We start from the raw sequence: 14248 nt of genomic DNA on the forward strand, positions 1-14248 counted from the left end.
ATACTGAGGTTGATAAGGTTTTAGGCTATACTATATAGAAAGAGTTTGTGAAAGAATGTACTTACACTAACTGGCACTGGCAGGATTCTTGAAGACTTGAAACTGAGAGGATTCCGTTGCTGTTGAGAAGTTTGTTACGGTCAGTGAAACGGCAAGCCTGTTGTGGAAGACAAGCCGAGCCTCCTCGTGCCTGCGGGGTCTCGTCTTGCCTTTGTTACCACGACAGTTTGCCGTTTCCTTCCCTCCACGCGATTATGGAGATTAACGGACCATAATATTGACTTTCTCAACTCATATTGATTGGATATCATATTCAGAGAAGTTGCTCAGAACCTTGGCATGATAGTGTTACACTACCTGGAATCCGACCACCTCATCTCAGAACTACGGCGGTTCCGTTAGTCTCCATTCGGCAAAGGTGGGCTGTGGAACGGGTTGACTCCAGCGGAAGAACGGAGTGACGAGACCCCGCAGAGAGCTTGCGAATGAGGAGGCTTTAAAGTTAACAATGAAGTTCGGTTAAAACCGCTACTTCCTGTAGCAACACCGAACTACCCCACGTCGTGTGGGGCAGCAGGAAAGCAACCCGTTCCACAGCCCACCGATCTGTACAAAAGCAACGGAACCATACGCACATTATCTCGAAACCAAGTCTTCTACATAAGGGGGCTTTAGTTGAAGAACAAGTCAATTAAAAGAGTTCACTACGGATAGATAACCTTTATCCGTAGTGAACTCTTTTTTCCTTGTTCTATCATTTATATTCTTGCTTACGCCAGCGCCAAAACGTTAGCACACATATTAGAGAAGATACAATACTAACAATCGAATATGTGATGACATGTTCGTATTCTTCTCCGAAAAACGATTCGATCGTCCATTGTAGTGCAACTACATTCACAGCTAGTGTAATGAAAATGATGATCCAATAGATTTTTTTACCCATGTCGGATCTGCCTTCCTACTGCATACACAACTCCATTTTCTACTTGAATATCAATTAAAGGTAACTCTCTTTGTGGAGGACCTGCTAAAGGGTGACCGTTATCGACACTGAAGAATCCCCGGTGACATGGGCACAGTAGGACAGATTCCTCTTTTTCATAGAAAACAGGACATTGTAGGTGTGTACACTTGTTATTGTAAGCTTTTAATTCTCCATCCTTTGTATGAACTAAAATGGCTGGCTCACTCTCAGTAGGATACTGAAAATTTATCGCACTGTCTTTAGGAATATCAGCAAGCTTCGCAATCTCTTTTCTATTATCATCCTTTTCCTTATCCTGAAGGGCTAGAACAGAAAAAGGTAAAGTAGCTACACCTAGTGTGACGGTTGCTCCAACGGCAGATTTCAGAAAAGATCTTCGGTTAAATTTCAAATCTTCATCACGTTCTAGGTTGTGGATGAGCCCAACCATATCCTCTCTTGTTTCTTTTTGATTTCGTTTTCCTTTTTGCTCTTTTGACAAGATGCACAGCCTCCTTATTAATCCGTATAAACTCCAAAGAATTCAGGAACATACTCCCACTTGTTTCCTTCTTGAGGCTTTTTACCCTCTACCAGATTCATTTGGGAACGTCTTCTTCGCAACTGTTGCATCTCATCAAAATCAATAAAGCGAATCGCATCGCTCGGACAAACAGATGCACACATTGGAGCAATATCATGTTTGGATCGATCGTAACACATGTCACATTTATACATTTTATTCTCTTCAAAATCGAACTTCGGAATCCCGAATGGGCATCCAAATGTACAATTGCGGCAACCAATACATTTTTCTTCCATTGCTGACAGAACAACGCCTTCATCCGTAATTTGAATCGCATTAGCGGGACAAACACGTGCACAAGCAGGGTCTTTACACTGCATACAAAGCATTGGGTACGTTTGACGACTCTCTGTAAAATCTACATACTCTACGTAATTTCGTTCCTTAGCATCATGGTCACCACACTCACGACAAGCTGCTTGACAAGCTCGGCACCCGATACATCGTTCAAACTCCAAGTACATAATTTTATTCACGAGTTATCCCCTCTTTCTTTGCAGGTAATTTTTCCATCTGTAGCGCGCACACTTTAAATTCGGGCATTCTAGATATAGGATCTAGACAATCACTTGTTAGTTGGTTCACCGCTAACTCTTTCCCCCAGTGATAAGGGACAAACACTGTATCTTTCCGTATGGCTTTCGTGATTTTCGTTTTGACAGTCATATGGGAACGTGGTGTTTTCAGTTTTACCATGTCTCCATCTTCTAGTTGATATCGACTTGCTAACGCCGGATGCATTTCAGCAAAAGGCTCAGGACATTGTTCCATTAAGAAATCCACACGTCTTGTTTGATTACCTGATAGATAATGGAAAACGACACGCCCTGTAGTTAGAAACAGTGGATAATCTTTGGTTGGTACTTCTCCTGCCTCTTTCCATCCCACTACCCCAAGATTCGCTTTCCCATCCTCTGTATAAAAGGATTCTTCAAACATTGTTGGTGTCCCTGGATGGTCCTCTGCAGGACATGGCCAGAATACACCGTTTTCTCTATCTATGCGATCCCAAGTGATTCCGTAGTAATCGGCTTTTCCACCTTTTGTTGCTAAGCGAAATTCATCAAAAATCTCACCAGCTTCATTATATAAAAAGTGCTTCCCTTTCCCCATTCTTTCAGCAATTAAGCTTAAAATCTCCCAATCTGGTTTTGACTCCCCTATGGGATCTGTTACTTTACGAATTCGAATAACTCGACCTTCAATATTGGTCGTCGTCCCTTCATCTTCCGCCCACGTTGTAGCTGGTAATACCACATCCGCAAAGGAAGCTGTTTCAGATAAGAAGAAGTCACTTACAACTAGAAAATCTAGCTTCTTAAAACCATTCCAAATATGCTCGAGATTTGGTGCCGAAACAGCTGGGTTTGAACAAATGACATGCATGCCACGGATATTACCCTTCTCAATCTCTCCAAACATTTCATAGGCTGAGACTCCTGGCTTCGGCATTTCACTTGGATCGATCCCCCAAATACTTGAAATGTATTCCACGGCCGCTGGATCTGTTAGCTTACGATATCCTGGTAATAAGTCCGATTTCTGACCATGTTCTCTCCCGCCTTGACCATTCCCCTGTCCTGTGAATGTAGCTACACCAGATGCGAATTTTCCTACCTGTCCTCTAAGGAGTGCCATTGAGCTATATAAGCGAACATTATCTACCCCTTTAGATTGTTGTTCTACTCCTCGTGCAAACATGACAACAGAACGTGGGGACATCCCATAAATATGTGCTGCTTTAATAAGTTTCTCCACTGCCACTCCTGTAATCTCAGAGGTATATTCAGGAGTGAATTTATCTACATTTTGTTTTAACTCTTCGAAGTTATTGCATCGCTTTGAAACGTACTCCTTATCCACATATCCCTCTTTAATAATTAAATGAAGCATACCATTCGCAAGCGCAGAGTCCGTACCAGGTTTTAAATCTAAGTGAACGTCTGCCACTCGAGCTGTCGGTGTCTCACGTGGATCCGCTACGATGAGTTTAGCTCCTTTGTCCTTTGCTTTCCAGAACCATTGGATACTTGTTGGATGACATTCTGCTGTATTTGAACCTGCTAAAAAGAAGCAATCACTGTGTTCAAGCTCTGTCCAAGGTAGCGTGGATCCACGGTCTACACCAAAAGTTTGAATAAACCCTCCGGCTGCTGAACTCATGCAGAAACGTCCATTATAATCAAGGTAACGAGTCCCTAGTCCGACACGAGCATATTTACCAACCAAATAACACTTTTCATTTGTCATTGATACCCCACCAAAAACTGACAGAGCATCTTTTCCACTTTCTTCTTGAAGTCTTTTAAAGTTCTTTTCAATTAAATCGAGAGCTTCTTTCCAAGAGGATTCTACAAATTCCCCGTTCTTTTTAATCAGAGGCTTTGTAATACGGTCCTGGTGATCAATTGTTTGATAAGCAGTTACGCCTTTCGGACACATTTTCCCATTCGTAACAGGCCAGTCGTATCTTGGTTCTACTCCCACAACTTTTCCTGAACTTTTATTCACTCGAATATGCATTCCACATTGCATACCGCAATAACAACAATGTGTTGTAATTAACTTTTCACCTGGTTTATGAAGATTCTGAATGCCTTCTTTTGCTATGAAATCACTCATCGCTCGTTTCCTCCCTCTTCTTTATGCTGTTCCAGCTCTTTTTGAACGTGATCTGGAAAATTATAATAATCATCTGTTCGTCTGCTACCAAAACCGGACATTTCAGAACCATTGCGCGTTAAAATCGGGTTATGTCCCTGTTGAAGGTGTGGCTGATTATTTAATTGCTTCATAACACGAATCCTTCTTCTACAAGCTGGACAGTAATCAGATAGATACGAACCATCCTCTAGTTGTAGATCAAACTGTTGCACGCTCAAGATTTCCTTTACGTCACTTACCTGTGGATCTGAACTGTACACTGTACCACATCGCAAACATGGTCTGGTGTCCACTTTCCACTCCTCTTGATAGTTCATCGGAACAGCCGTTGTAAGTGGTCGAATCGGTAAATGAAATAGCTTTCCAAACGGGAAATAAATCAGTAAAACCACAACGGTTACCTGGTGTACAAGTGTCATATAATGATGCATCCAACCATCTAATAAGACGTAAGAAACGGTTAACAATAGCCCTGTAACTGTAACGGCTAATAAAAGGAATAATGGAAATAAGTCAAATTCAGCGCGTTGTGTTACCTTGACATCCTCATTTATAATCCTCCTAGTCAATGCCATACATACACCAATTAAAACCATTGAAGCTGTAATATTTAATCCGTTATAAACCATTTCAGCAAAGAGACCATGAGCAGCCATTGATATGGTTTCAACCCCCATTACGACAATCGTATAGGTTTCTGGATCCACTAGTTCAAAGTGCATCCAACCAAAGGTAAGGCCAAACGTGATAGCGAATGACCCTATGCACCCCCATGCGATTAGAAAGTGCTGTACGCCTCTATAAATTCCTCTTTTAAAAATAAATTTCTGTAAAAATATATTTTCAAAAGCTGTTTTCAAGATTGCTTTCATATTTCTCCGCTTATATTTGCGTTGCCTCAAATTCTTTAAGCTACGCTGGATCACTTGTCTTGTAGCCGGTCGTAGTAACCAAGAACTCATACGAATCGTCAAACCAATAGCAAAGATAAGGGAAGAAATGAGGTATCCCATTAACGCCATATCAAAATGCAAAAAATTCTCTGTTCCTATCCATATGGAGAAAAACAGGAGTAAGACAACAATGAAAGAATATTTACTGCTCTTGGAGTAAAACGACCTCTCTAAAGACTTCATTATTTATAAGCCCCCTTGTGACATTTTTAACATCCTATTGATACATCATTTGTTACATTATTTATAAACACTACGTCCTTAGCGCTATGATCAACTATCCTAAGTGTACAAAAATGTAATTTTTAAGACTGTGAAATACATCACAGGAAAAGGATTTTTTCTAAAATTATGAATGAGGTGTGAACAATGTTATCAGGAGAAGTTATTGCTGTAACAAGTGGAAAAGGTGGGGTAGGAAAGTCAACCGTTTCCGTCAACTTAGCCATTGCTCTAGCTCGTAAAGGATTGGATGTCGCGCTTATAGACCTTGATATTTACGGGTTCAGTGTTCCTAAAATGATGAATCTTAGCAATCGACCGAAAACCTTCAATGGACGAATTATTCCAATTGAGTCACATGGCGTAAAGGTTATGTCTATGGGATTCCTCGTAAAAGATAATGACCCCGTCGTATGGAGAGGACCGATGCTTGGAAAGATGGTTGAACATTTTAAAAATGATGTAACGTGGGGGAAATTAGACTATTGTATCATTGATATGCCACCAGGCACGGGAGATGTTGCTTTAGACTTACATCACCATATCCCACAAAGTAAAGAAATTATCGTTACAACCCCTCATCAGACGGCATCACTTGTGGCTGAGCGAGCAGGAAAAATGACGATTAAAGCCAATCATGACATTTTAGGAATCGTAGAAAACATGTCTTATTTTCAACCCAAGGATCAGAGTGAAAAATACTATATTTTCGGAAAAGATGGAGGAGACCTATTAGCTGATACATTAAACTCAGACGTATTAGCTCGATTACCAATTGAAGAACCAAATGAGTCGTCTCAAACCCCATCCATTTATGCAGAAAACACAAACCTTTGTCACCATTATGATCACTTAGCTACAAGAGTTGATGAGAAGATTGCACATAAAGCTCATTAATACGAAACCCATGTCCAACACAAGAAGGGACATGGGTTTTTAAATGGATTTATCTAGACCAAAACCTACAACAATATCATTAAAACAACAAGGAAATACAATGAATTTATAATCTCGATAATACCAGTTTGCATAATCGTAAGTTTCTTGCCATATAGAAAAAAAGCTCTAATCATACTTGGTATAAAGGGGGTCATCCAGATGAAAGAACCCGTAATTATGATAGGTCCCACGATTAATAGAATGTGATACATCCAAGAGTACCATCTAAATTTTACATTCTTCTTTTCCCGAATCATGGTTTTAATAAAAAATGTACTCCCTAAGAAAAATAAAAATGATAAAAGAACTACACTCCACCCTTTCAAATCCAATATTCCTGCCCCAAGATAATAGCTTGCTGCTCCACCTACACAAAACACAATAATGGCTGTTACATCATTAGCAAATGCACGCTCTTTTTTCTTCTTAGTATAGTAAATATTAATGAGAAATAAAGGCAACATGAACAACCCAAAGATCATCATTCTCCATTCATTAAGGAGTACGACAACAAGAAATAGCATAGCAATCCCCATATAAATTCCTGTCCATTTCAAATGAAGGTCCCTTTTCTTCCCTTTAATAAGCATAAGAATGGGATACGTAGATAAATAAAGTCCCAACCAGCCAATCAGTAGTGGAATGTGAACCCAGGTGAATTCACTTGACGTCATACCTAAAATAAAGGGAACAAGTAGCATGGCCCATGCTCCATGTTGTTTCGGTAATAATAACTTCATCTCTTCACCTTCTTTTATAAGTATAGGTTTATTATAAACTCAGAAGCAGATTGAGGATGTGATGTATTTCACTTACTTTGAACCTATCTTTTTATACGATTGACTAAAAGATAAGTGGGAGTGGTTTAGATGAAGAACAGAGACTTTAATAAAAATCCTTTTATTGTAATCTGGGAATTAACAAGAGCTTGTGAATTACATTGTCTTCACTGTCGAGCAGAAGCCCAATACAAACGTCATCCACTAGAACTTGATTTTGAGGAAGGTAAACAATTAATTGATTCAATCTATGAAATGGATAACCCCATGTTGGTCTTTACCGGTGGAGACCCGTTAATGAGACCAGATGTGTATGATATTGCCTCCTATGCGATCCAAAAGGGGGTTCGTGTATCTATGACACCTAGTGCAACCCCAAATGTGACCAAAGAAGCCATCAAAAAAGCGAAAGATATTGGTCTGTCACGATGGGCTTTTAGTTTAGATGGACCGAATGCTGAGATCCATGATCATTTTCGAGGAACTTCAGGATCATATGATTTAACAATGAACGCCATTGACTATATCCATGAACTAAAACTTCCATTACAAATAAACACGGTTATCTCCCGATACAATATCGATTTCTTAGAGGACATGGCCTCGTTAATTGAACAGTTAGATTGTGTGCTTTGGAGTGTCTTTTTCCTTGTTCCTACCGGAAGAGGTCAAAGCAAAGATATGATCTCACCAGTCGAGCACGAAAAAGTTTTTCGCTGGCTTAATGATTTAAGCAACCGAGTATCATTTGATATCAAAACCACTGCTGCCCAGCACTATAGACGAGTGGTGATTTCAGATAAAATGCGTAGAAACAATGACAAGGATAAAGAAATTATGTACTCCAATGCTTTGCATGAGGGGAAAACAGGACAATTTGATGGCCTTGGACGGGCACCACATGGTGTGAATGATGGAAATGGTTTTGTGTTTATCTCTCATATTGGAGATGTTTATCCAAGTGGCCTTCTACCCATTAAGGCGGGAAATGTACGAGAAACACCTTTACCAGATATTTATAGAAATTCACCTATTTTTAAAGAATTACGAAATCCCGACTTATATAAGGGAAAATGTGGTCAATGTGAATTCCGCTATGTTTGCGGTGGTTCTCGATCTCGGGCATACGCCTTAACAGGGGATTATTTAGAGAGTGAACCTGCATGTGTTTATATTCCACAAAGTATGAGAGGAAACAAGACTACATCTGAATCAAATCAATAGAGAGGTGTAAAAGAATGAATCGTAATGATGTCAAAGATCATTTCCGAACTGTACCCTTATTTAAAGAATTATCAGAAGCAGAACTAGACCCTTTCATTGAAATCTCATCTTGTCGAATCTATAACCCTAGATCTATCGTGTTTATGCAAGAGGATAAACTAGATCGAGTATTTTTCATACATTCCGGAACTGTAAAGATTTACAAAACGGATCATACTGGCAAGGAACAAATTGTGTCTGTTTTACAAGCCGGTGAGATGTTTCCTCACGCAGGGTTCTTTAGGGGAGGTGATTTTCCAGCCAATGCAGAGATCGTGGAAAAGGCTCAGTTAATTGTGACGCCAATCAAAGAATTTGAGAATATTCTTATTTTACATCCGGAGCTTTGTATCAAGTTATTTCGCGTACTCGGAGAAAAGATTATTGATTTACACGATCGCCTGGAAGAAAAAATCCTAAATAATACGTATGAGCAAGTCATCAAGCTATTAATTCGCCTCTCTAAAACGAATGGTCATAAATCAGGTGATTATTATACCATCACGACACACTTCACAAACCGAGAACTTGCCAATATGATTGGTACAACAAGAGAAACAGTTAGTCGAACAATAAACCAATTAAAGAAAAGAAATCTGTTACAGATGGATGATAAGGAATGTTACATCATACACCCAGATACATTAGAAAGGGAGATTATCGTCTAAACCTCATGGTGTTCACAGAATGTTAGAAAATCTACCGACGAATTGTGACTCATATCACAAGATCGTAAGCGTATCATTGATATGCTTTTTCTAGAAACACATTCAAACCATTTATGGAGGGATCATCATGCAACAAACCTTTAGCGAAGCGTCCATCATCCGAGATATTGTCACTCAATTCCCAAAAGCCAGTGATCTGTTTAAGTCCTATCGAATTGATTTCTGTTGTGGGGGTAACCGCCCGCTTGTTGAAGCGATCCAGGAAAGAGGATTATCTTCTGAGGAAGTAGTGAATCAATTAAACACACTCTATAAAGATTCAAAGGCATTACAAGAAACAAACATTGATTGGAATTCATCTTCTTCGCAAGAATTAATTGATCACATCATTCAAAAACATCACAAGTACTTAAATGAAGAATTGCCACAGCTAAGCCCCTATGTCACTAAAGTATTCCGTGTACATGGGCAATCACAGCCACACCTGGGCACAATCCATATACTATTTAATGAACTCAAGAAAGAGCTTGAGCAACACCTTATAAAAGAAGAATCAGAAGACTTCCCTTTACTTCTTGAATACGAACAAATTCCAACCATTGAAAATCGAGAGAAATTAATGAGAGTGGTGGAAAGCTTAGAGGAAGAACATGCGCATGCTGGAAATCTTCTTAAGGAGATTCGTCAAGTTACGAATGACTTCACACCTCCCCAAGATGCATGTGGCACGTATCGCCTCGTCTATCAACGACTAGAAGCACTGGAACAAGATTTATTCGAGCACATTCACTTAGAAAATAATATCTTATTTCCAAGAGCCGTTTCCTAAACGAAATCGAATAAGCACGACAAGAAACTCTAGCAACCATTCATGTTGCTAGAGTTTTCTATTCCTGTTACGTTTTCAGATTAGCTATTCTGCACCTCATTCATATTGAGAGGGGTCCGTAAAGGTAGTGTATAACAGATAAATTGCAATACACACACCCATGGCTGCAGACCCCCAGCCAAGTGTGATTTGATCAATGAGCAAGTAGTTGTTGCACAATTGTTGGGTTACATTCAGATATAGCCATCCCATGCTTAAAAACAATATTGTGAACAAGATGAAGACAGAATTTTTTAATGTAACATTAAGTCTCTTCCAACTGTCATAGAGGGGCACTCCCGCTAATAAGAATAAGCTCATAAACTTAAATACTTCTACACTTGGATACGTTAATGCATCATCCATAGTCCGAGGAATACTCCAATAGACTGCGATGATGACAAATAACGTAATTCCGGGTATTCCATTACCATTCCACTTTTCCCAAAAATGAGGGAAATGTATTTGAAAGTAACGACCAAATAAGGCCCCAGCAATAACCAACAAAGGCATTTGCATGTGCATATGAATAATCATAATGGATTCTAATAATGTCACTACAGGAGGAAGGGATAAAACGATAAAAAGTAAAAGGCCGATTAAAGATTGTTTCATTTCTTTCCTCCCCCTTGTTCAAGTAGTTCAACAATTGTATCCGCAGCTTCTTCAATTTTTGTATAATCCATGACCTCTGTAAGAGCACCCTTTTGATTTACTAAATAAAAGGCTGAGTTATGTGCGAAATTCCCATTCTCATCGGGAATTACAATAACACCGAACACATCTAATAACGATTCTAATTCTACTGGGTTCGGAATTCTTGCCATCCTCCATGTCTCTCCATCACTCTTGAAGTATTTTTGATAGGATCGTAACGTAGCTGGACCATCACGATCTGTGTCAAAACTAATACTTAAAAATACAATGTCTTCTCCTAAGTATGTCTTCGGAATACGCTCATAGACACGTTCCATATTTCTCTCTAGCTGAGGACAGACTGTTGAGCAAGCTGTGTAAAAAAACGTCACCAACATATATTTCCCTTTAAATGTAGAGGAGAGGTATGATTGACCTTCACTATCCTCTAATGTTATTTCCGGAAACTGAGGTTTTTCCTCCATTAATTGATTCACTCTAGCCCCCTCTGCAGTAAATACTTGAAACCCATCTGTTCCTAGATAGAACAATGTACCTCCAAACAGTAATACAAGTACCATGGCCAATCCTTGATTGTTATTCACCACTATCCCCCCTCTCCTATTGTTGAAAAAAATAGAGAGATAGCCTATGAACAGACTACCTCTTTGTTTTATTACCACGTTTTAATAGGTGGAGACCCTGGAGGCGCATTGATCGTGAAATCCACGATTGGAATTACATACCCCATGGCAATCAGTAATAGCATAATCACTATCCAATTCCCCCAACGTTCCGTCCAATATGGAGTATAGGTATCATGTTCTTCCCTTTCAGCGATCGGAAATTCTGTTTTCCCTTTCGGCGCTCGAAACATGAGATGAAAAACAGCATACACTTGCAACAGGACACCTACGATTAATAGAACCCCACCAATTGCGATAAGGATCATGAATGGATCCCATCCCATTGCAGTGGCACTCTCTCCATAAGTGGTATAAGACGTTCTGCGTGGTGCACCAAGTAACCCAACATAGTGCATGGACCCAGCCATAAACAGCATACCAACTGTCCAAATGAACGTCTGAATTACCCCTAAGCGATTGATCTTCGGTGTTAATGTGCGATTAGAAATATAAGGGACTAACCAATAGGTAATCCCAAAGAACGTTAAGATAACCGAAGTTCCTACCGTTATGTGAAAATGTCCTACAATCCACATCGTGTTATGCACGACTTGATTCAATTGGTTCGTTGATTGAACAATCCCACCAGCGCCCCCGACTATAAAGGCAATCATTGCAATCATTGGGGCTAAGAACCGAACATCACCCCAAGGCAATTTTTTGTACCAACCTAATAAACCTTTTCCACCTTGCTTCCGACCTGTCCGTTCAAATACAGAGAACATCGCATAAGCCGTCATTAAAGATGGAAACGCGATTGATAGACTCATAAAGACATGCAAGAATTTCACTTCCTGAGAAATTCCGGGATCAACGATTTGATGATGAAACCCGCCCGGTATATTCATAACAACAAGCAAAATAACTACAATCCGAGTTAATGTATCACTAAAACGGCGACCTCCAATAACTTTCGGAACAATGACATACCACGCAGAGACTGCTGTCAGATACCATATGTTAACCAACGTATGTCCAAATGCCCAAAACAGAGTCCGACTTAACATCACATTAATCGTTTCCACCCATCCAAAAGCCCAAGGAATAATCATAAAGACTTCTATTGCTACAGGGATACTCCCAAAAAACAAGAGAACAAATACACCCGTTGCAAAGAATGAAAAGATCGGTAAATTTTGTCCTCGATTATTTTTTCTCCAATGAGCAACATTGATGAACGCCCCAAATGCACACATCCAAACTCCTAAAACAATAAGCACTAATCCAATGTAGAAATAAGGAGATGCGGCCATTGGAGGGTAGAACGTATATAAAACAGATGCTTGATTTAACAGAATTGGGATAACGGCAAACACAAAACCCACGATCTTCAAACTAAATCCAATCCACGCCATCTTTCTTACTTTTGGCAGAAGACCTCCTAAAGTATGAGACAAGCCCGCATAAAAATAACCGATTGTAAAGAAGGCCGTTAACACAAGAACTAATAACACTCCATGAGCTGTTAAAACTTGATAATAATTTAACCAATAGGGCAGTTCTAACATTCCTGCACGATTAAGCCCTTGCAATAACCCTAATATCCCGCCAAGCAGTAATGCTACAAAAGCTACAAATAGATATGATTTCGATATTCTAGCATCCTCTCGCTGAAGTCCCATGTACCGATTTACTTTTTGTATATAGGATTCCTTAAGTGCTGTTTCCATTGCTGTCCCCCCTTATTTCACATTAATAGTTGTACTCATTAATTGATGGCCTGCACCACAATACTCATTACATAAAACCAAGTATTCACCAGGACGATCAAATGTCTGAGTGATTTTTTGTATATGACCAGGCATAACCATAGCATTAATATTTGTTCCAGCTACCTGAAAACCATGCGTTACGTCTTTTGAAGTTAAAATAAAATGAACTGTTGCACCTGCAGGAATTTCTATATCACTTGGATTAAAACTAAATATTTGCATCGTCATAACAACTTCATATTCATTTTCTCCAATCTTTTTAATCCCTGGTTGATCGAATGGTGCTGTTTCATCTACCTTCTGTGGATCGATTGTCTCACCGTGACTAGGTGGCCCCATTTCCAAAGCAAAGGTTTGATATCCTGTAGCAAGCATAAAAGCCATCAACATACCAAAACTTAAAGCAAGCCATATCATTTCAGATTTACTCATGTCTATCCCCCCTTATATTCGAAACATATAAAGTCCGTATAAAATGATATACGTAACCAAAATCACTGCAGCCAACACACCAAGAGAAAAATATGTTCCTTTCGATGAAGTCTTAGGTTCTTGGTCTAAATCTTCATTGTGATCCAAGCCTGAATCTGCTGCCATTGAAATCAGCCCCTTTATCTAGATTTGTCTTCAGCTTAATTGATAACCATTTTCAATGATGTGAAATAAATCACAGGGGATGATATGCAAAGCTTTAAAACATGTGCTAGCTTTAGAGGATCAGAGGTTTTTGACAATTCGGTGAACATAAAAAAAGATGAGGCTTAGCTACTATCTTCAAACAAAAATCCGCATGTTCAGTTGAACATGCGGATTATCGAGGTTATTGACTCACATAAACTCGGATTTTATAGCGCGGTAGTGCACCTTCGATATTTCTGCGGAGTTTGTTCGTTAAAGCAATACGTTCGTCACTTCCGCTTATATCCGTTGCTTTTACGCGAACGTGAGCTGTACTTCCGTTAAAGTTAACACGGCGAACCTCAACATTGGGAACTTCTTCGACTGCTTCAAAGATTTTTTGCTTGTCTTGTTTAAGTCCCCATGTTTCACCTACTTGGTTCATTTGCATTGGGCTTTCGTTTTGTAGATTGTAGCCATTTTTCGTTGGGTTGTGATCTCTAAAGGTGTCCGTATTTTTCTGATTCAAGGATTGAACGTCACGAACTTCTTGTGTTCCTTGAGGATTTGTTGCACAAGCTCCTAGTATAAGTGCCATCATTATGGTTATGCTTACCATCATAAATCGCATTGTGGGTCCTCCTTTTACCTGATTTGGTATTAGCTTGCCCACAAGCGTCCGTACTA

16 protein-coding genes are annotated in these 14248 nt (G+C 39.5%); 4 read left to right on the top strand and 12 right to left on the bottom strand.

All coding sequences use genetic code 11. The features are described 5' to 3' along the window. Positions 1-754 precede the first annotated feature (754 nt). Genes H514_RS0116005 through H514_RS23270 form a run of 5 tightly spaced genes read right to left on the bottom strand, consistent with a single transcriptional unit; the run spans position 755 to position 5353 of the window. On the bottom strand, positions 755-946 hold the full coding sequence (locus tag H514_RS0116005) for a hypothetical protein (RefSeq protein ID WP_027447870.1): 192 nt from the start codon (positions 944-946) through the stop codon (positions 755-757). After that, positions 939-1469, bottom strand: coding sequence for a QcrA and Rieske domain-containing protein (locus H514_RS0116010; RefSeq protein WP_027447871.1), 531 nt, complete (start codon positions 1467-1469; stop codon positions 939-941). The genes H514_RS0116005 and H514_RS0116010 overlap by 8 nt, the downstream gene beginning before the upstream one ends. Positions 1470-1486: 17 nt before the next feature. Beyond that, on the bottom strand, positions 1487-2029 hold the full coding sequence (locus H514_RS0116015; RefSeq protein WP_027447872.1) for a 4Fe-4S dicluster domain-containing protein: 543 nt from the start codon (positions 2027-2029) through the stop codon (positions 1487-1489). Continuing rightward, entirely contained in the window at positions 2022-4175 is a 2154-nt protein-coding gene (fdhF, locus tag H514_RS0116020; RefSeq protein ID WP_027447873.1) for a formate dehydrogenase subunit alpha, read from the bottom strand. Before fdhF ends, H514_RS0116015 begins: the two co-directional genes overlap by 8 nt. Further along, complete coding sequence (locus tag H514_RS23270) at positions 4172-5353, bottom strand: MFS transporter (protein ID WP_197063085.1); 1182 nt, start codon at positions 5351-5353, stop codon at positions 4172-4174. The genes fdhF and H514_RS23270 overlap by 4 nt, the downstream gene beginning before the upstream one ends. Positions 5354-5539: 186 nt before the next feature. Between H514_RS23270 and H514_RS23275 the strand changes: the two genes are divergently transcribed. Beyond that, positions 5540-6289 carry an Mrp/NBP35 family ATP-binding protein gene (locus H514_RS23275; RefSeq protein WP_051255175.1) on the top strand — a complete coding sequence of 250 codons (750 nt, stop codon included), beginning with the start codon at positions 5540-5542 and terminating at the stop codon, positions 6287-6289. Between the two features lie 65 nt (positions 6290-6354). On the opposite strand, the gene H514_RS0116035 is transcribed toward H514_RS23275, so the two are convergent. Further along, positions 6355-7071, bottom strand: a complete 717-nt coding sequence (locus H514_RS0116035) for a YwiC-like family protein (RefSeq protein WP_027447874.1) — start codon at positions 7069-7071, stop codon at positions 6355-6357. Between the two features lie 129 nt (positions 7072-7200). Between H514_RS0116035 and H514_RS0116040 the strand changes: the two genes are divergently transcribed. From H514_RS0116040 to ric, 3 genes are all read left to right on the top strand, one after another. Further along, complete coding sequence (locus tag H514_RS0116040) at positions 7201-8334, top strand: TIGR04053 family radical SAM/SPASM domain-containing protein (RefSeq protein ID WP_027447875.1); 1134 nt, start codon at positions 7201-7203, stop codon at positions 8332-8334. A gap of 14 nt (positions 8335-8348) precedes the next feature. Beyond that, entirely contained in the window at positions 8349-9041 is a 693-nt protein-coding gene (locus H514_RS0116045) for a Crp/Fnr family transcriptional regulator (protein WP_027447876.1), read from the top strand. Between the two features lie 127 nt (positions 9042-9168). Further along, a complete protein-coding gene (gene ric, locus H514_RS0116050) occupies positions 9169-9870 on the top strand; it encodes an iron-sulfur cluster repair di-iron protein (RefSeq protein ID WP_027447877.1) in 702 nt (233 codons plus the stop codon). 96 nt (positions 9871-9966) lie between these two features. Here the strand turns inward: ric and H514_RS0116055 are convergent, their stop codons facing one another. The 6 genes from H514_RS0116055 to H514_RS0116080 form a co-directional block, all read right to left on the bottom strand. After that, complete coding sequence (locus tag H514_RS0116055) at positions 9967-10524, bottom strand: hypothetical protein (protein WP_027447878.1); 558 nt, start codon at positions 10522-10524, stop codon at positions 9967-9969. Beyond that, complete coding sequence (locus tag H514_RS0116060; RefSeq protein ID WP_027447879.1) at positions 10521-11156, bottom strand: SCO family protein; 636 nt, start codon at positions 11154-11156, stop codon at positions 10521-10523. The genes H514_RS0116055 and H514_RS0116060 overlap by 4 nt, the downstream gene beginning before the upstream one ends. 65 nt (positions 11157-11221) lie before the next feature. Then, positions 11222-12901, bottom strand: a complete 1680-nt coding sequence (locus H514_RS0116065; RefSeq protein WP_027447880.1) for a cbb3-type cytochrome c oxidase subunit I — start codon at positions 12899-12901, stop codon at positions 11222-11224. A 12-nt stretch (positions 12902-12913) separates the two neighbouring features. After that, a complete protein-coding gene (locus tag H514_RS0116070; RefSeq protein WP_027447881.1) occupies positions 12914-13375 on the bottom strand; it encodes a cytochrome c oxidase subunit II in 462 nt (153 codons plus the stop codon). Between the two features lie 12 nt (positions 13376-13387). Beyond that, positions 13388-13540, bottom strand: a complete 153-nt coding sequence (locus H514_RS24750; RefSeq protein WP_154657396.1) for a hypothetical protein — start codon at positions 13538-13540, stop codon at positions 13388-13390. 223 nt (positions 13541-13763) lie between these two features. Then, a complete protein-coding gene (locus tag H514_RS0116080; protein WP_027447882.1) occupies positions 13764-14192 on the bottom strand; it encodes a hypothetical protein in 429 nt (142 codons plus the stop codon). Between the last annotated feature and the right edge of the window lie 56 nt (positions 14193-14248).

The organism is Pontibacillus marinus BH030004 = DSM 16465 (genome assembly GCF_000425225.1).
Classification (GTDB): Bacteria; Bacillota; Bacilli; order Bacillales; family BH030062; genus Pontibacillus; species Pontibacillus marinus.